Consider the following 18,337-nt stretch of genomic DNA (forward strand, 5'->3'; position numbering starts at 1 on the left):
AAAAACAAGTACGTGACAAAACCTGTGCAACGTCGTCTCGTGGGAGGATAACCAATGGCCCCGCAACGCCGGGAAAAACTGAACGGAATCTGGATTTCTGACGTCTCGATTCGTCAGCCCGTTTTCATTACCATGGTGATGCTTGCTTTCATCACCTTTGGTATTCTCTCATTTCGTTCGACCCCCGTCAACTTACTGCCGGAAATTGATGTCCCGATTATTGCTGTCAGTGTGACCTATCCCGGTGCCGGCCCGGAGAGCGTGGTTGATCAGGTCGTGCGGCCAATTGAAAATGCGGTCAACACGCTTGCCGGTTTACAGCACATCACGTCGCAGGCCAGTGAAGGCTCGGCGCTGATCATTCTCGAATTTGAAGCTGGTAACGAAGCAAAACAACTCGAAGAGGATGTGCGGCAGCGGGTGAACAGCATCTTGCCCCAACTGCCGCGCGATGTGCGACAGCCGGTCTATCAACGCTTCGATCCCAATCAATCGCCGATCATGCAGATCGCCGTTGCCGACACGTCTGGCCGGTCGCCACTCGAATTGCGCACACTGATCGAGGAAGAGATTGTGCCACTCATTCAGCGTGCATCCGGCGTCGGCTCGGTCACGGTGAATGGTGGTCAGCAACGCCAGATCAACGTCTGGCTTGATCTGGCCAAGCTTCAGGCGTATGGCCTGCTACCGGCTCAAGTCAGTCGGTCGTTGCAGCAAGCCAATGCAAATCTCGGCCTGGGCACTATCGTCGAAAATAATACCGAGATCAGCCTGCGGGTACCGTCGCTCCTGCGCAGTGCGGTTGACATCGCGAATGTGCAGATTTCGGGTACCCCGTATCGGGTCGGTGATGTCGCTGTGGTGGAAGAGGGTGTGGCCGACGTTACCACCATCTCCCGCTTGAATGGGAGCGAGGCGATCATCATCAATGTGCTCAAGCAGTCGGGCGCTAACACCGTCACGGTAGCGGATAACGTCTACCGGGCGATGGATCAGGCCTTCGCCGCGTTTCCCGAACTGACCTACACTATCCCGCTTGACGCCTCAGAGGCTGTGCGCTCATCGGTGCTCTCGTCGCTGGAAGAGCTGATGTTTGCCTCGGTGGCCGCGTTTCTGGTGGTCTGGTTCTTCTTCGGCAATTTGCGCAGCACGATTATTACGATGTCCGGCCTGCCGGTCATTTTGATCGGTACCTTCATCTTCATGCCGATCTTTGGTCTCACGATTAATCTGGTGACGCTGCTCGCCCTCTCGCTCTGTGTCGGTCTGGTGATCGACGACGCCATTGTGGTGCGCGAAAATATCTTCCGCCACCTTGAACGAGGTGAGAGTGCGCGGGTAGCCTCATCACGCGGGACGTGGGAAGTTGGTTTGTCGGTCGTGGCGATGACGCTCACGATTGTGGCGGTGTTCGTGCCGGTGACCTTCGCCGAGGGAGTGGCCGGGATTGTCTTTAAGTCGTTCGGGCTGGTGGTGTCGATTGCGATTCTGCTCTCGCTGGCTGAAGCCTTCACCTTCGCACCCATGCTCTCGGCCAATCTGTTCCCCAACATGAAGGTAAAGCCCAAAAAGCATCATCAGCAGCATCAGCCAATTGTGGAGGTGCCGATTTCCGATGAGGTCAGCGAGCGCGATATTGGCCTGTTGCAAGAGGCCAATGAAGACCCCGGAAGGATGGGGCGCTGGTACGGGAAGCTGCTGGGGTGGACGCTGGCAAGTCTGCGGAATCGGTTGATCGTGGTCGGGATCGCGATTGCGGTGCTGGTGCTGAGTATGTGGGTCGCCAGTGGGCTGAAATTGACCTTCTTCCCGGAACAAGACCCACACGAGTTCGTTATGCGCTTTGAGGCTGCGCCGGGTACTACTCTGGCCGAAACCGACCGGTTGGCTCGACAGGCCGAGCAGATTCTGCTGAACGATCCGGCAGTTGAGAATGTGATTGCCAGAGTCGGTTTCCCTGGTTTCCCAGAGCGAGCTGAGTTTGCGGTGACGCTGGTTGGGCGCACGCCGACGTTGCCAACACAAGAGCGGCTGCGCGAGCAGTTGACCTTCTTGCCCCGCCTGAGCTTCTCGGTGCCGAGCTTCCAGCCTTCGAGCGCCGGTGTTGAAGGGCGCGAATTGCAGGTCAGTCTCCAGACAACCGGCCCGGCTACCGAGCTGGCGCCACTGGTTGAGGCGATTAAGCGCGAGATGGCGGCTGTTCCGGGGCTGGTTGATATTGATAGCAACTTGCAGGTCGGTAAGCCAGAACTACGACTCCGCGCCGATCCGGCCCGCATCGGTGAACTGGGTATTACCAATGAAGACATCGCGATTTCGGTGCGAGCGCTGATCAACGGTGACCGGGCCACGGTGCTGAGGACGGACAACACCGACCTTGATGTGGTGGTGCGGCTGGCGCCCCAGGATCGGGCAGGAGTTGAGACGCTGGGAGCGATCAGTATTCCCACCCGCGCCGGTGTGGTACCGCTCAGTTCGCTGGGTACGGTTGAACTGGCATCCAGCCAGGTCTCGATCCGACGGTACGACCGGCTCAATCAGGTGTTGATCGGGGCCAACCTCGAAGGCGTCAATCTGACCGATGCTCAGGCTGCGTTGCAACAGCGGATCGAAGCACTCAACATTCCACCGAATGTGGTTGTCAGCTACGTCGGTACCTTTGCCCAGACCAACGAAGGCTTTTCGTCGCTCTTCCTGGCGATGGGTCTCTCGGTGCTGTTCGTCTACATGGTGCTGGCCTCGCAATTCGGTAGCTTTACGCAGCCGCTGGTGATTATGATGGCGATGCCGTTTAGCTTTATCGGCGCCTTCCTCGCCCTGCGCCTGGTCGGGATCGACCTCGACATCACCGGGATGATCGGTTTGATTATGTTGCTCGGTCTGGTGGTGAAGAACTCGATTCTGCTGGTCGACTTTACCAACCGCTTGCGCGAACTGGGCCTGGATAAACACTCGGCACTGAAGCTGGCCGGTGCCATCCGTTTGCGCCCGATCCTGATGACGGCTCTCTCACTGGTGGCCGGTGCCATGCCGACGGCGCTCGGTCTGCACCTGCTGGCAACCGGTGAAGGCAATGAGTTCCGCAAAGGGCTGGCCTGGGTCTTGATCGGCGGTATGCTGACATCAACCGCGCTTACGCTCCTGGTGGTGCCAACTGTCTATAGTCTGATGGACGCCGCCGTAACCTGGGTGAAGCAGCGCTTCGGCTTGGGTCAGGAGCACGAAGGTTTCGAGTTGCCAGCGCCCGGCCCTGCCGTCGCCAGTGCAGCGCCATCGGCAAGTACCAGCGCACCGGCGGCACGACCGGTCGCACCAACATCGTCACCAACGCCTGCCGGCGAACCATCGGCTGATTAAGGACAGATTTTAAGCGAACCATATCTGACAGGAGCCAGTAGACCATGCGACGGATCATTATCGGAACATTACTGGGTGGACTATTCACCGTGCTCACCGCCTGTGCCGCGCCGGCACCGGCAGCAACACCGGTGCCAACGGCAGCACTCGCAGCCCAACCGACGGCAGTGCCCCAACCGACGACGGCCCCGCTGACGATTGAACTACCCAATCAGCCTACCATCAGCCTCGGCGTTACGGCCAGCGGTGAAGTGGTAGCTCGCAGCAGTGCGGAATTAAGTTTCCGTATTCCCGGTGTGGTGGCCGAGGTATTTGTGAGTGAAGGAGATACTGTTCAGGCGGGCGATCCGTTGGTCGCCCTCGACGCTCGCGAGCTAGAGCTACAGGTGGCCCAGGCCGAAGCCAGTCTGGCGCAGGCGCGTGCCAACTACGAACGGTTGCTAGAGGGGGCAACGCCTGAAGAGATAGCGGCGGTACGTGCGCAGGTGGCGCAGGCCCAGGCCGCTTTGCGCCAAGCCCGTGGCAGTGTTACCGATGCCGATATTGCTGCGGCTGAAGCGGCGCTGGCCCAAGCTATTGCCCGTCGCAACGATCTGCTCGATGGGCCGAACAACGCCGAACTCACCGCTGCACGTGCGGCAGTTGAGCAGGCAGAGGCGAATCTGAACATCCAACGTACCAACCTCTCGGCGGCGAAGAGCAATGCCGAGCTTCAGATGTTGCAGGCTGCCAATGCGCTGCGTGATGCGCAACAGGCTTACTCCGACCTGTACTGGCAAAACCGCGAACGCGAGCAGCAACTGGCGAAATTTGGCTTAGAGCTGCCGAAAGAGGCAAAGGATGCCGAAGAGCAACTGCTCCGTGCTGTCGAGTCGGCAGAGGCACGCTACAAGCAGACGCAACTGGCCTACGAGCAGGCCCGCCAGAATGAGATTGACGGCATTGCTGCGGCTGAGGCTCAGTTGCGTTCAGCGCAGAGCAATTTGCAGCGACTGCTCGATGGGCCAACCGCCGACCTGATCGCAGCGGCTGACGCTGCGGTGGCCCAGGCCCAGGCGACACTGGATCGTTTGCGTGGCGATCAGCGGGCCGGTGCGCTGGCCGCAGCTCAAGCTGGTGTGGCGGCTGCTCAGGCTAACCTCGAACGGATCACTGCACCACCGACGGCGCAGAGTCTGGCCGCTGCCGAAGCCGCCGTGAAAATTGCCGAGGCAGCGCTGGCTGCGGCGAAACTCAACCTTGAGAAGGCAGTCTTGCGGGCGCCGTTCGCCGGTGTAGTTGCGCAGGTAAACGTCGATCCCGGTGATCTGGCCGGAACCGGTGCCTTGCCGGTGGTGCGGATCGTCGACACGAGCGAGCTGTATGTCGAGGCTGCAATCAGTGACACCGATATTGCCCGTGTGCGCGAAGGGCAGCAGGTAGAAGTGCGACTCGATGCCCTGCCCGGCACGGTCTTCACCGGTACGCTTGATTTTGTGGCGCCAGTGGCAAATACAGTCGGCAATGTACGCACCTTTACCGTTCGGGTCAGGCTCGACAGCCAGGAAGAGCTGCGAACCGGGATGAGTGTCCGCATCACCATTCTCACCAACAACTAACTTCATTCAACCGCCGCAGTCGGTTTCGCTATCGGCTGCGGCATGTTTTTGCAATTTGTGGTATATTGCCGGGTAACACAACCTCGTTAGCCGGCTGAGTGAAACAACTATGAGCATGACGCTCCGTGAACGCCGCCGCCAAATGCTGCGCGATGAAATACTCGCCGCAACCCAGCAACTCATTGCCGAGCGAGGATTTGCGGCGCTGGCGATGGATGAGCTGGCGGCGCGAGTCGGCATCTCGAAACCAACGCTCTACAATCAGTTTCCTACCCGCGAAGATTTGCTGGCAGCGATGATTGCGCGCTTGATCCGCGATCTGTTTACTGCTGCCGCGGTTGGCGAACCCACGGATCGTTCGCCACTGCAACAGCTCTGTGATCTGCTGCACGCCAGTGTTGAGTTTCAGATCAGGCATCACGCTGCGGCCTTTCAGCTCTGGTTACCGGAAGTTGCCGAGCTGCTTGAGAAGCATCCGCAATCGCGTGACGAGCTACTAAAGGCGCAGCGGCGAGTCTGGCGGCTGGCCGAAGCGGCGATTGCGAATGGTGAGGTGGCCGCCGATCTGCAACCGGTTGATGTGATCCGCACCTTCTCTTCCTTGCTGTGCTTCCCGTTTGTCGGTGGGCGTAACCTGCCACCGGCAGCCGATCCGATAGCGACAGCCGATCTGGTGGTACGCATCTTCCTGCAGGGGTTGCAATAAGTTGCCCGGCCAGATCGCTCTGCGGCTGACAGGCAGGCAGGATGAGGAGAGGTGCCTGCCAGCGCTTACCGGGATGGAACCTGGTTGATGCAGTCGTCAGGCACAGGTAGAAAGGGGTAGGCTAAGGGCAACACCCGTTCTTGTTCCGCATGTTGCCTGACAATCGGTAGCAGCGTGAAGCAAAACCAGCGCTGATCGGGTACAATACGATCAGGTATGTATCGTTGAACACAAGGGACTCGCCATGCCTGCTCGTTCTGGACTATTGCTGCTGATCATCTTCGTCGTTGTGGCAGGATTGCCACCGGGTACCCCAGTTCAGGCGGCCCCTTCAACCGATCTCATTGTGAAGTTTGCCGTTCCCCAAGACACAACCGATCTTGTGCGCACCCTGAAGGCGCTGACGGTGAAACCGCTCGGCGAGCAGACATATCTGGTGCGCTTGCCGGCCGGTATGACGGTTGAATGGGCCGGCAACCGTATTCTTGAGCACGAGCACGTCGTCTATGCGGTGCCAGACTACGAGCGTACTATCACCCGTACCCCCAATGATCCGCTACGCGAACGGCAGTGGGCATTAGGCACGATTGCGGCTTATGATGCCTGGGAGATCACAACCGGCGGGCCGATTGTGGTGGCGGTTGTCGATACCGGCATTGATGCGAGTCATCCTGAACTGGCCGGTCGGGTATTGGATGGCTTTAATGCCATTACTGGTAGTACCGATGTCAGCGACGATAACGGTCATGGGACGGCGGTGGCCGGTTTGATTGCAGCCAGCGGCGATAATGGCGTCGGTATCGCCGGTATGTGTTGGGGATGTGTCATTCTGCCGATCAAGGCGTGTCTGAGTAGTGGCCGTTGTCGGGATTCAAGTGTGATTAGTGCCATTCGCTGGGCAACCGACAATGGAGCACGGATTATTAATCTCAGTCTGGGTGGGGCACTGGCTTCACCTGCGCTACACGAAGCCGTTCGCTATGCAACCGAGCGGGGGGTGCTGGTGGTGGCAGCCAGTGGTAACGAGCGGGCAGAAGGGAATGCGCCCAATTATCCAGCGGCTTACCCGGAAACGATTGCTATCGGTGCGAGCGACTATGGCGATGAGGTCACCGGATTCTCGAATACGGGTGAGTTTATCGATCTGGTGGCGCCGGGTGTTGATATTGCCACTACAACCCCAGGGAATAGCTATGTGCTGGCAACCGGCACCTCGTTCGCCAGTCCTTTTGTGAGTGGAGCGGCAGCACTGGTGATGACGATACGCCCTGATCTGAGCGGCGCCGATGTGCGCTGTATTCTGTCTGTGGCAGCCGATGATCGGGGTGAACCGGGACGCGATGGCGAGTATGGCTATGGGCGCTTGAATGTGCTGGCCGCCGTCCAAACAGCTACGACGTATGGCGGGTGTCCACTCGGCACTCCTCCGGTAGCCGGCAACCCTGGGGGCGATCCCTTCGCCCGGGTGGAACCACCGGCTGATGGCCGCCTCTACTTCCCTGAAACCGGTCATACGCTGGGTGGTGGATTTCGGGCCTACTGGGAACAGAACGGTGGTTTACCGATCTTCGGCTTTCCGGTCAGCGAGGAATTTACCGAGATCGGGAGCGATGGCCGGCCGGTGACCGTTCAGTATTTCGAGCGTCACCGTTTTGAATGGCGACCGGAGAACCAGCCGCCGTACCATGTTCTGCTGTCGCGCATCGGTGATACCATCTTGCAGCGGCAGGGACGCGACTGGACAACGTTTGAGCGCAGTGGGCCGCTCGCCGGTTGTCTCTACTTCGCTGAAACCAATCAGTCATTGTGTGAGCCGTTCCTGAGCTACTGGCAGCGCAATGGGTTGGAGTTTGATGGCCGACCCGGCAAAAGCTACGCCGAGAGTCTGGCCTTGTTTGGCTTTCCATTATCGGCACCACGGGTCGAAGAGACGCAACCGGGCACTGTAGTGATCGTGCAGTGGTTTGAACGGGCACGTTTTGAGTTGCATCCCGACGGTAAGGTGCTGCTAGGGCTGTTGGGGAATGAGTTGCTGGGGCGGTAGGGTGCGACACGTGCGCTGAACTGATTGAAATGAATGACTGTCTTCAGAACGGGGTACAGCATATACGGCGTGCTGTACCCCGTTTTGGAACCAAATGACCGGCGTCATACCATAAACATGACGGACGACACTTGTCAATGCTCAATGAAAAGTGCATACTGGCGATGGAATACTATGCCTGCTGTGCTGATATACAACATAACCATGAAACCAACACACCAATCTGAACACTTCTCACCCGCCGAAGAGCGGATCAATGTGATGACCCACGGCTTCGGCGCTATCGCCAGTACAATCGCCGGCGCCATCCTCGTCGGCGTGGTCTGGCAGAGGGGTGATGGCTGGCAGATTGCCGGTGCTACAACCTTCTGCGTGACACTAACGCTGCTCTATCTGGCTTCGACCCTCTACCATGCCAGCCGAACGCCACACCGACGGGCCATTCTCGAAATATGCGATCACAGTGCGATCTTCCTGCTGATCGCCGGTACCTACACTCCCTTCACACTGATCAGCTTGCGCGGTACGTGGGGCTGGCTCTTGTTTGGGCTGGTGTGGGGATTGGCGCTTGCCGGTGTGGTCATGAAACTGTTCCTCACCGGACGCTTTCGCCTGCTCTCGACGCTGGTCTACATTGGGCTGGGATGGCTGGTGGTGATCGTTGCCGACCAGGTATTGACTGTCCTTAGTCCGTTTACCATTGGCCTGCTGGTAGCGGGCGGCATTGCGTACACCCTCGGCACACCGTTCTACATGTTGTCGCGACTGCGTTACATGCACGCCATCTGGCACGGTTTTGTTTTGATCGGTAGCCTCTGCCATTTTATTGCCGTCAGCTCGATTGTGATCTGACGACCACACAAAGACGGAGCGCACGACTATGCGCTCCGTCTTGCTGCAAATCCGTCCTAGAAAATTGCCAGATAGCGCTCAATCTCCCACTGCGAGACATAGGCGCGGTAGCTTTCCCACTCCTGCTGACGGGCATCAAGAAACCGCTCGGCGATTGAGGGACCAATGGCTTCGAGAATAACTTCATCTTCACGCAGGGCATCAAGTGCCGAACCCAATGACGTTGGCAGGGTGGTCAGCCCACGGGCACGTGGATCGACGTGGAAGAGGTCTTCTTCGGTCGCATCGCGCAACGGCAACTTACGCCGAATTCCATCGAGACCGGCGGCCAGCATCGCGGTATAGGCCAGATACGGGTTACAGGCCGGATCGGGGCAGCGGAGTTCAATCCGGGTTGCCTGGTAGCGTCCGGCAGTAATGCGCGGCACACGCACCAGCGCCGAGCGGTTGGTACGACCCCACGAGATATAGACCGGTGCCTCAAATCCGGGAACCAGGCGCTTGTACGAATTGACCAGCGGGGCAAGCAGGGCGCACATCCCACGGGCGTGCGCCAGCAGACCGGCGATAAAGTGGCGGGCCAGCGCTGAAAGGCCGTAGGGATCGTCTGGATCGGCGAAGAGATTCTTCTCCGTATCGCGGTCGATCAGGCTCTGATGGACATGCATCCCGCTGCCATTGACACCGGCGATAGGCTTAGGCATAAAGGTTGCGTGGAGACCGTTCATCTGGGCGACCGCCTTCAACGCCACCCGTGCCGTCACCAGATGATCAGCCGACTGCAAGGCATCGGCGTAACGCAGATCGATCTCGTGCTGGCCGGGTGCCACCTCGTGGTGCACCGCTTCAACGGTAATCCCCATCGCTTGCAAGGTACGGGCCATCTGGCGGCGGATATGCGTTGCCAGATCGGTGGATATATCGAAATAGCTGGCCTTATCGTGTGGTTCAAGAATATTGCCGTTCGGATCGGTCTTGAAGAGAAAAAACTCCAGTTCAGGCGCGACCATAAACCGATAACCGGCAGCAGCAGCCTGATCGAGCATCCGCCGCAGCACATTACGTGGATCGCCGGCAAACGGCTTCCCATCAGGAGTATAGACCGAGCAGATCAAGCGGGCGGTAGTAACACCCTGATGCCGATCCCATGGCACGACGGCGTAGGTCGAGATGTCGGGCACAAGATACATGTCACTCTCGACCATCCGGGCGAATCCTTCGATAGAAGAGCCATCAAACCAGACGCCGTGGTCAAGCGCATCGGGCAGCTCCTCAACCGGAATGGTCACCGTCTTCCCGATACCCAGCACGTCGGTGAATTGCAGATTGATGAATGACACCTGATCGGCTGCGATGCGATGCAGGAGCGCGGTGCGCGGATCATCACTCATGAGCGATGCTCCTTACTTGTGTTTCGTCGTACAGGTATTTTCTGTACTATACCATACTGCGGGCCAGGATGGCGACGGGGCTGGGGATGCAATTGGGTTTGGCTTCCTGTAGCGCGGGCTACCAGCCTGCACGCATCCATTCCCTTGCCCAGAGTCACGTATCGGCACGGGTATGCGCTGCGCCCTGCATCTGCTGGTGCGTGCGGTGAGCGCGGCAGCATGGCTGCCGCACGCCAAACCCTGCGTTACGAACAATCCAGTATGGAAGCGGTGTCTGCAATGGTGGGTGATCCTGCGACGGGCAGGCCAACAGCCTGTGTGCATCCATCCCCTTGACCAGATCACGTACCGGTACAGGTCCGCGCTGCGACCAGCGCCTGCCAGTGTGTGCGGTGGGTGAGGTAACATGGCTGCCTCACTCCAAACGATGCGTCACGGGTAACTCAACCCGAAAACCGTATCTACGCCTGATCCGCAGTGCAGTTACCATTAGCGTGATGGCGAACATAGACCAACCACAGATGTACAGAGGGCACAGAGAATGTCTAAACCCTTTGTGCCCTCTGTGTCTTTGTGGTGAATATAGCTCACCCGGCCACTTTGTCGCTATTCACCAGGGTGCGTGCCAGGTCAACAAAGAACTGAAGCGATTCGGGGTTGCGCAGCGAGTCGGGATTGGCCGCCCGTTCGACCGGCACGCCCATCAAAATCTTCTTCACCGGCACCTCTAGCTTCTTCCCGCTCAGGGTCAGGGGAACCGCCGGAATCTGGAAGATGTCGTCGGGAACGTGGCGGGGCGAGAGGGTTTGGCGAATGACCTGCTTAATCCGCTGCCGCAGATCGTCGTCGAGGGTGAGTCCCTCGCGCAAGACGACGAAGAGCGGCATATATGACCGTCCACCTAATCCTTCGAGATCGATGACCAGACTGTCGAGCACTTCGGGAATCGTCTCTACCGCCCGATAGATTTCGCTGGTGCCCATGCGCACTCCCTGGCGGTTGATCGTGCTGTCTGAACGGCCATAAATAATCACGCCACCCCGTTCGTTAATCACGATCCAGTCGCCATGCCGCCAGACACCGGGGTAGTGCTCGAAGTAGCTGGCTTTGTAACGAGCGTTGTCGGGATCGTTCCAGAAGTAGATCGGCATTGACGGCATTGGCGCGGTGATGACCAGTTCACCCATGACGCCGGTAACACTCTGCCCATCGGTGTCGTAGGCTTCTGCCCGGCAGCCCAGGATGCGGCATTGAATTTCGCCGCTGTACACCGGCAGGAGAGGACAACCACCGACAAAGCCGCTGCATACGTCGGTACCACCACTGTACGAGACCAGCCAGACGTCGTGTTTGATGTGTTCGTAGACCCAATCAAACCCTTCAGGCGGTAAGGGTGAGCCGGTCGAGCCAATGGCTTTGATACTGCTCAGATCGAACTGTGTGCCCGGTTCGACCCCACTCTTCATCAGCGCGGTGATGTAGCCGGCACTGGTGCCGAAGTAACGAATCCGTGTCTGTTCGGCCAGGCGCCACAGGATGCCCATATCTGGATAGGCCGGGCTGCCGTCGTAGAGGATCGGTATCGCGCCGATCAGCAGACCACCGATCAAGAAGTTCCACATCATCCAGCCGGTTGTGGTGTACCAGAAGAAGGTGTCACCCGCTCGCATGTCGAAATGGAGGTCGAGCGATTTGATGTGTTCGAGCAGGATACCGCCCTGGCTGTGGACAATCGGTTTAGGGAGGCCAGTTGTGCCCGATGAGTAGAGCACCCACAGCGGGTCGTTGAATTCCACCGGGGTGAAGAGGAGTTCGGCTTCCTGATGTAAGGCGTCTGCCCAGCGGATGACGCGCCCTCGCAGGCCGCTTGCTTCAGCGGTTGGATCGAGGTAGGGGATAAAGATAGTTAGCTCCAGATCAGGCAGGGCGGCCTGAATCGCCGCGACTTCAGCCCGACGGTCAAATGCCTTGCCACCGTACTGATAGCCGTCAACCGCGATCAAGACCTTCGGCGCAATTTGACTGAAGCGGTCAATGACGCTAGGGCTGCCGAAATCGGGTGAACAGCTCGACCAGATGGCCCCCAGACTCGCGGTTGCCAGACACCCGATAAGGGCGTGCGGCGTGTTCGGCACGTAGGCCACGACGCGATCCCCCGGTCCGACTCCAGCCTCGCGCAGGGTCTGCGCCAGGGCCGCCGTTTGCGCACGCAGACTCGCCCAGCTCAGGGGCGTTGGTTCATGGCGTTCGGAAGCAAATATCACTGCCGGTCGTTGATCGGTAGCGTGCCGAAACACGTGTTCGGCATAATTGAGACGGGCACCGGTGAACCAGCGAGCACCAGGCATCTCACGACTCGACAGCACCGTCGTGTAGGGCGTATGAGCCTTAATCTGGTAATACTCCCACAATGCTGCCCAGAAGTCTTCGATGTGATCGACAGACCAGCGGTACAACTGGTGGTAATCAGCGAAGTGTAAGCCGCGGCGCTGCGCTAACCAGTTCATAAACGCACGCATCGTACAATTGGTGCGCAGGTCTTCCGGCGGCTCCCACAACAACTTTGCTGCGGTGGTCATCATTGGCCTCCGTTTGATATTGACTGACGTTTGTAGCGATTGTAGTGGAAAGAGCGGACTGGAGTCAAATGTAGGAGATAGGAGATAGAAGATAGGAGGAGTGATGGTCTGCGACCACGGGATGGGTTTGCTCACAATACCCTGGGAGTGTGTACCACCGATGCGCAAGGGTGTCGTGTGACCAAAGCTGGGGACGTGCGCCTCTGGTGCGCAAGCTGGTATCGCCTGTCCAACACTGGGCGCGTGCGCCTCTGGCGCTCACCCCCGCACCGCCGCCAGGTACGCCCTGCCGGCCTTCCACGCATTGCGGCAGGGATTTAACCCGTCGACGCTGCAACCCACCATCTCCGTACCTCGATCACGGATAGCGCACGTAATCAACCAGTGCGGTTACTTCTGGATCAGGCGGTGGCCCATACCGGCTAACCAGCCAGGTAACCAGGAAATTGACGGGGAGACCGAAGATACCGGCTGCCGAACTGGAAATGCCAAAGAGTGTCCATTCGGGAAGGAGGTATGTAATTGCCATATAACTGGCTGTCACCAGGAAGCCACTAATCATACCGGCCACCGCGCCACGGCTGTTCGTGCGCTTCCAGAAAATGCCCAGCACCAGCACCGGAAAGATTGTCGCAGCGGCGAAAGAGAAGGCCCAGGCCACCAGTTGTACGATAATGACCAACCGTTGCAATGCCGTTAGGGCTGCCAGGATTGCGACCACCAGGATCGCCAGTCGACCTAACAACAGGCGTTCACGGGAAGAGGCGCGTGGGTTGAGGGTACGATGGTAGATGTCGTGTACCGTTGCCGAGGCGATCACCATCAACAGCCCATCGGCAGTACTAAGCGCTGCGGCCATGCCGCCGGCGGCAACTAATGCCACAACAGTTGACGGTAGTTCAGCAATCTCCGGCATCGATAACACTACCAAATCCTGGTCGATCTGCAATTCGTGGTATTGCAAAATACCATCACCATTCCCACCTGCATCAGGATCATCGGCGATCTTGAGCAGACCGGTGCTTGCCCACCGATTTGTCCATTCAGGCAACCCGACAACCGGCCTCCCCACCACCGAACTTAAAATCTCCCAGCGCGAGAAGGCGGCGTAAGCGGGTGCGGTCAGGTAGAGTACACAAATCCAGACCAATGCCCAGGCTACGCTGCTACGACTGTCGCGAACGGTAGGTACGGTGTAGAAGCGTACCAGAATGTGCGGCATGCCGGCTGTTCCCAGCATGAGACAGAGCGAAAGAGCCAGATAGTTCCAGATCGACCAATCGTTGAAGGGGGCAACATAACTCGCAAGCCCCTGCTCTTGTTCCAGACGATCAATATTACTGAGGGCCACACCATACATAACCTGTGGCAAGGCTACGCCGGTCAGTTTGAAGGCCAGCCAGGTCACCGGTACCAGGTAGGCAAACACCAGAATTATCCCCTGCACGCCCTGCGTCCAGGTAATGGCCTTCATCCCACCGAGGTACGAACAGAGCAGGACGGCTGCCAGGCCAACGATCACGCCGACCATGTAGTTGAGACCGAGAAACCGGCTCATAATGATCCCGATCCCGGTCACCTGTGCTGTGACATAGGTGAAGCAGATGATGATGCTGAGGATGGCAGCGATTACTCGTGCGCCAGCGCCCGGATAACGGGCACCGATAAAATCGACGAGCGTGTACTGACCGAATTTGCGTAGATAGGGAGCGAGAAGCAATACCAGCAATACGTAGCCACCCGTCCAACCGGTGATGTAGGCCAGCCCTTCAAACCCCAAGAGATAGAGGGCACCGGCCATACTGATAAACGATGCCGCGCTCATCCAGTCCGAACCGGTGGCCAGGCCGTTGAGCACACCAGGGACTTTCCGCTCGGCAACATAGTAGGCATCGAGGGTATCGGCGCGTGAACGAATGCCGATCACAGCATAGAGACCAATCGTCAGCGCAAGAAAGCTCCAATCGATGATAAATGATGGCAGGCGAAACCGTGTCTCAAGAATGACAAACACGATCAACAATACCAGTAATCCAATGGTGAAGCCTAAATAGCGGAGCGAGTAGATTCGGCGTGTTTGCTGTGCTTCTGGCGTTTCGGGAGGGTCGACACCGTACCGCCGATCAAGGATGTGCATGCGCCAGTTGTAGACGAAGATGAGCACAACGAAACAGATAAGCGTTCCCTGCGCACTCATGTAATAGCCGAGGGGGAACCCGGTCAGAACGCTGATCTGGTTGAGTGGTGCTGATAACACAACCGGTAGCACAAAGCTTAGTAACCAGATAACGAGGAGTGGCCCGACCAGACGCAGATTTTCCTGCCAGTATTGCGGCAACCATGCCGGTGCCAGCGGCCAGCGCAGCGGAGGAGGGACAGCAGTTGAAGCAGGACCGATCCGCAACCTTCGCACATTAGCCGTATCTGATTTTGCCGTTTGCCGTACCGGTGGGAAGAGACGATCAATGATGAACAGTGACACGGCCAGTGCGCCACCGACAACCAGAAAAAGTTGAAACAGACCAAGCCAGAATTGTGCGCTCATAGTGTGTCAACTGCCTCGACCGTGACGGACGGGTCTACGCGCACGAACGCCATCTGCGGTGCCAGCGGTAGGGTAAAGATAAAGCGTGCGCCTTTTCCGATCCCATCACTTTCCGCCCAAATCTCGCCACCCTGGGCATAGATCAGGTGACGGGCAATCGCCAGTCCGATCCCACTCCCACCACTATTCCGGGCACGTGATTTATCAACCCGGTAAAAGCGCTCGAATACGTGAGGAAGATGCTCGGCGGCAATTCCGATCCCGGTATCGATCACTGCCACCCGCACCTCGTGGTCATCGGTCGTCACCTGCACTGTTACAGTTCCTCCTGCCGGTGTATAGCGGTAGGCATTGGCCAGGATATTGATCAGCACCTGCGCCACCCGATCCGGATCGGCCCATACTTGCGGCAACTGTGCGGGCGCATCGAGCTGCAACGTCACCTGATTGCTGCTGAAGAGTGTTTCAAATTGCGCGAGCTGTGCTTCCAGCACCGGACGGAGATCGATTGCCCGGGCGACGACCGGTAACTGACCAGCTTCAACCCGCGACAGCAACTCTAAATCTTCGATCAGACGCTGAAGGCGACGGGTTTCACGCAAGATCAGATTGAAAGTGGCCGGATTCGCCGACACAACCCCATCCAGCAACCCTTCCATGTACCCGCCAATCGTCGCCAGCGGGGTACGCAACTCGTGCGTCACGTCGGCCAGTAATGCCAGACGACGGCGCTCCGTCTGATCAAGGGCTTCGGCCAGTTGATTGACACTATGTGCTAACTGAGAAATCTCATCATCGGCCTGAATGTTGGTACGTTCGCGATAAAACCCCTGGGCTAGCCGTTGGCTCACATTTGAGAGCGTTTGAATTGGTTCAACAATCCGCCGTGAGACGAAGAGGCTTACAATCACTGCTGCCGCCAGCGCGGCAAAACCACTGATCAGCAGCGCCTGCTGAATCACCGATTGAAACTGCTCTTGTAACTCGCCGGCCTCGGTGGTGAGGCCAGCCTGCAACTGACCGGTTTCGGCTGCTGCGGCACCAAGTGTCAGCGGAGCAAAGCCAGTCCAGCCCAGGCTTGCCAGTACATTGGCAGCAGCCAGCAGTACGACATAGGCCATCAAGACGATAATTAGATGGGAAATGAACAGCTTCCAGCGGAGCTGCCGCAGCCACTTCATCATCGTGTACTACCGACAAACTTATAACCAACGCCACGAACCGTCTGCACCAGGGGCGTGCCGTGGTGATCATCATCGAGCTTACGCCGCAGCGTGCCGATATGCACGTCAACCACCCGATCAATACCGGCAAAATCTGGCCCCCACACGCGCTGGAGCAACTCTTCACGGGTGAATACGCGCCCCGGATAGCTGGCCAGTGCGTACAGCAGATCAAACTCACGCGGGGTCAAATCAACCCGCACCCCGTTGCGTTCAACTTCGCGCCGTTCGGGATCGATCAACAGTCCTTCAAACTGCAAAATCGGGCGCTGATTCACCTCTATCGCACGAATAACCCGATTACGGCGGAGAATGGCCTTCACCCGTGCTACCAGCTCACGCGGACTGAACGGTTTGGTCAGATAATCATCGGCACCGACCGACAAGCCGATCAGCTTATCAATCTCATCGGCGCGTGCCGTCAGCATCAGCACAAACACCGAGGTGTCGCGGTGTAACTGCCGACAAACCTCAATCCCGTCCAGACCCGGCAACATCACATCAAGGACCACCAGATCGGGTTTCACACTCCGCGCCAGCGCCAACGCGCCAGGGCCATCGTAGGCCCGATGCACAACAAAACCCTCGTTTGTCAGGTAACTGCTGACCAGATCAACAATTGGTTGCTCGTCATCAACAACGAGAATGGTAGCTGCTTCCATTGCAGCACTCCTTGCTTCCCTCAATGGATGCAATGGACGCTGTTATACGGGGATATACGGTGTTGTTTTATCCGTGATACCAGAAACCGTTAACAATGGGTACGCAAAGCAAAACGAACCATCATAATAACAGGTTTCGTCTGCCCATAACGGTCAGGTGTCAGGATGAAACATTTCCTATTCGTATGGTGAAGTATACCATAAATTTTGTGTTCGTTATTATCACCCACGTCCTTCTGCCATCGCCAGCAGACGCTCCCACTGTGCAGCAGTCACCGGTACAACCGAGAGTCGCCCCTGGCGCACCAGGGCAAAATCAGCAAAAAATGGATCAGACTTAATGGCGTTCAGTGAAACCGGATGGGGCAATGCCCGCAATGGTACAACATCAACCACGATCAGACGCGGATCACTCTGTTTAGGGTCGGGGTAGGGATCGCTGACGACTTGTGCCAGACCAACAGCCTGCCGTTCGTCGCCGGTGTGGTAGATCAGTACTTCATCACCGCTACGCATCTCACGCATATGTTTCAGAGCAACATTATTACTCACCCCATCCCAGACGGTGCGGCCTTCGCGCACCAGATCGGCAAAACTGTAGACCGTCGGTTCTGTTTTCAACAACCAGTAGTTTGGCATTGATTTCCTTTCCATCGATTCGGAATAGCCTGCGTACTCTTTTCACTACCTCATGCTATAATACCCGGCGCGAAAGGGGGATGTGTGAACGACGATTTTGAACAACTCGATGACTATGCCATCCTCGGTGTCCAACCCGGTGCGACACCGGCAGAAATAAAACAGGCGTATCTCAAACAGATCAGCATCTACCACCCTGATCGGTTTGCCGGCGCTTCACCAGATGAACAGTCCTACGCAGCACGCCGGGCGCGGCGGATCAATCAGGCATACCAGAATCTGCGTCGGCGACGGCCATCACCTGTTATATCGACATCAACACCGCGTGACTACCAGGCTGAATTATACGCCAAAGCGCAAGAACATCTGGCAGCCGGACGACGTTTACAGGCTCTGGCGACACTGCGCGAACTACAACGGATCAATCCCTGGTACCGCGACTGTGCCGACCTCATTGCCGGTCTGGAAGCCGATCTGAAGCCAACAGCGGCTACCACCTCGCGCACATTCTCGCGGCGCAGCTTCCTTACTGTGGCCTTCGGGGGAGTGGCAGTAGCTCTGCTGGGCTGGTTTGGCTGGCGACAATTACAAGAGGCGGAAGCGACACGCTTGCCTGGTGCCACAGCAGTTGCCGAAGAAGCGACAGCAGTGCCACCACCGACCGTGGCACCATCGCCAACCACTGCTCCATCACCAACTGCGGCACCATCACCAACTGCGGCACCGTCACCGACTGCGGCA

General features: G+C 57.9%; 12 protein-coding genes. 6 read left to right on the forward strand and 6 right to left on the reverse strand.

The window, feature by feature from the left end; genetic code table 11:
* Positions 1 to 54 precede the first annotated feature (54 nt).
* From VAE57_RS13900 to trhA, 5 genes are all read left to right on the forward strand, one after another.
* A complete protein-coding gene (locus tag VAE57_RS13900) occupies positions 55 to 3,357 on the forward strand; it encodes an efflux RND transporter permease subunit (protein ID WP_322822469.1) in 3,303 nt (1,100 codons plus the stop codon).
* A 44-nt stretch (positions 3,358 to 3,401) separates the two neighbouring features.
* A complete protein-coding gene (locus VAE57_RS13905) occupies positions 3,402 to 4,955 on the forward strand; it encodes an efflux RND transporter periplasmic adaptor subunit (RefSeq protein WP_322822470.1) in 1,554 nt (517 codons plus the stop codon).
* Between the two features lie 109 nt (positions 4,956 to 5,064).
* Positions 5,065 to 5,661, forward strand: a complete 597-nt coding sequence (locus VAE57_RS13910; RefSeq protein WP_322822471.1) for a TetR/AcrR family transcriptional regulator — start codon at positions 5,065 to 5,067, stop codon at positions 5,659 to 5,661.
* Positions 5,662 to 5,905: 244 nt separating this feature from the next.
* The gene (locus VAE57_RS13915) at positions 5,906 to 7,705 is read left to right on the forward strand and encodes a S8 family peptidase (RefSeq protein ID WP_322822472.1); all 1,800 of its coding nucleotides are present in this window, start codon (positions 5,906 to 5,908) and stop codon (positions 7,703 to 7,705) included.
* Between the two features lie 204 nt (positions 7,706 to 7,909).
* Positions 7,910 to 8,557 (forward strand): PAQR family membrane homeostasis protein TrhA, encoded by a 648-nt coding sequence (gene trhA / locus VAE57_RS13920; RefSeq protein ID WP_322822473.1) that lies wholly within the window; start codon positions 7,910 to 7,912, stop codon positions 8,555 to 8,557.
* Positions 8,558 to 8,613: 56 nt separating this feature from the next.
* Here the strand turns inward: trhA and glnA are convergent, their stop codons facing one another.
* The 6 genes from glnA to VAE57_RS13950 all read right to left on the reverse strand — a co-directional run bounded on the left by glnA (position 8,614) and on the right by VAE57_RS13950 (position 17,596).
* Positions 8,614 to 9,948, reverse strand: a complete 1,335-nt coding sequence (glnA, locus tag VAE57_RS13925) for a type I glutamate--ammonia ligase (protein WP_322822474.1) — start codon at positions 9,946 to 9,948, stop codon at positions 8,614 to 8,616.
* A gap of 587 nt (positions 9,949 to 10,535) precedes the next feature.
* Positions 10,536 to 12,527: an acetoacetate--CoA ligase gene (locus VAE57_RS13930; RefSeq protein ID WP_322822475.1), complete on the reverse strand. Its 1,992-nt coding sequence runs from the start codon at positions 12,525 to 12,527 to the stop codon at positions 10,536 to 10,538.
* 358 nt (positions 12,528 to 12,885) lie between these two features.
* Complete coding sequence (locus tag VAE57_RS13935; RefSeq protein WP_322822476.1) at positions 12,886 to 15,072, reverse strand: VC_2705 family sodium/solute symporter; 2,187 nt, start codon at positions 15,070 to 15,072, stop codon at positions 12,886 to 12,888.
* Positions 15,069 to 16,256, reverse strand: coding sequence for a sensor histidine kinase (locus VAE57_RS13940; protein ID WP_322822477.1), 1,188 nt, complete (start codon positions 16,254 to 16,256; stop codon positions 15,069 to 15,071). The genes VAE57_RS13935 and VAE57_RS13940 overlap by 4 nt, the downstream gene beginning before the upstream one ends.
* Positions 16,253 to 16,957: a response regulator transcription factor gene (locus VAE57_RS13945; protein ID WP_015909409.1), complete on the reverse strand. Its 705-nt coding sequence runs from the start codon at positions 16,955 to 16,957 to the stop codon at positions 16,253 to 16,255. Before VAE57_RS13945 ends, VAE57_RS13940 begins: the two co-directional genes overlap by 4 nt.
* 222 nt (positions 16,958 to 17,179) lie before the next feature.
* Entirely contained in the window at positions 17,180 to 17,596 is a 417-nt protein-coding gene (locus VAE57_RS13950; protein ID WP_322822478.1) for an EVE domain-containing protein, read from the reverse strand.
* 84 nt (positions 17,597 to 17,680) lie between these two features.
* Between VAE57_RS13950 and VAE57_RS13955 the strand changes: the two genes are divergently transcribed.
* The coding region (locus VAE57_RS13955; RefSeq protein ID WP_322822479.1) for a DnaJ domain-containing protein at positions 17,681 to 18,337 on the forward strand (657 nt) is incomplete at its 3' end.

The organism is Chloroflexus sp. (genome assembly GCF_034434295.1).
In the GTDB taxonomy this organism is placed as follows: Bacteria; Chloroflexota; Chloroflexia; order Chloroflexales; family Chloroflexaceae; genus Chloroflexus.

Bases quoted from the DNA above. Each gene is read 5' to 3' on its own strand.
- VAE57_RS13900 (WP_322822469.1), top strand. From the start codon at position 55: ATGGCCCCGCAACGCCGGGAAAAACTGAACGGAATCTGGATTTCTGAC.
- VAE57_RS13905 (WP_322822470.1), top strand. From the start codon at position 3,402: ATGCGACGGATCATTATCGGAACATTACTGGGTGGACTATTCACCGTG.
- VAE57_RS13910 (WP_322822471.1), top strand. From the start codon at position 5,065: ATGAGCATGACGCTCCGTGAACGCCGCCGCCAAATGCTGCGCGATGAA.
- VAE57_RS13915 (WP_322822472.1), top strand. From the start codon at position 5,906: ATGCCTGCTCGTTCTGGACTATTGCTGCTGATCATCTTCGTCGTTGTG.
- trhA (WP_322822473.1), top strand. From the start codon at position 7,910: ATGAAACCAACACACCAATCTGAACACTTCTCACCCGCCGAAGAGCGG.
- glnA (WP_322822474.1), bottom strand. From the start codon at position 9,948: ATGAGTGATGATCCGCGCACCGCGCTCCTGCATCGCATCGCAGCCGAT.
- VAE57_RS13930 (WP_322822475.1), bottom strand. From the start codon at position 12,527: ATGACCACCGCAGCAAAGTTGTTGTGGGAGCCGCCGGAAGACCTGCGC.
- VAE57_RS13935 (WP_322822476.1), bottom strand. From the start codon at position 15,072: ATGAGCGCACAATTCTGGCTTGGTCTGTTTCAACTTTTTCTGGTTGTC.
- VAE57_RS13940 (WP_322822477.1), bottom strand. From the start codon at position 16,256: ATGATGAAGTGGCTGCGGCAGCTCCGCTGGAAGCTGTTCATTTCCCAT.
- VAE57_RS13945 (WP_015909409.1), bottom strand. From the start codon at position 16,957: ATGGAAGCAGCTACCATTCTCGTTGTTGATGACGAGCAACCAATTGTT.
- VAE57_RS13950 (WP_322822478.1), bottom strand. From the start codon at position 17,596: ATGCCAAACTACTGGTTGTTGAAAACAGAACCGACGGTCTACAGTTTT.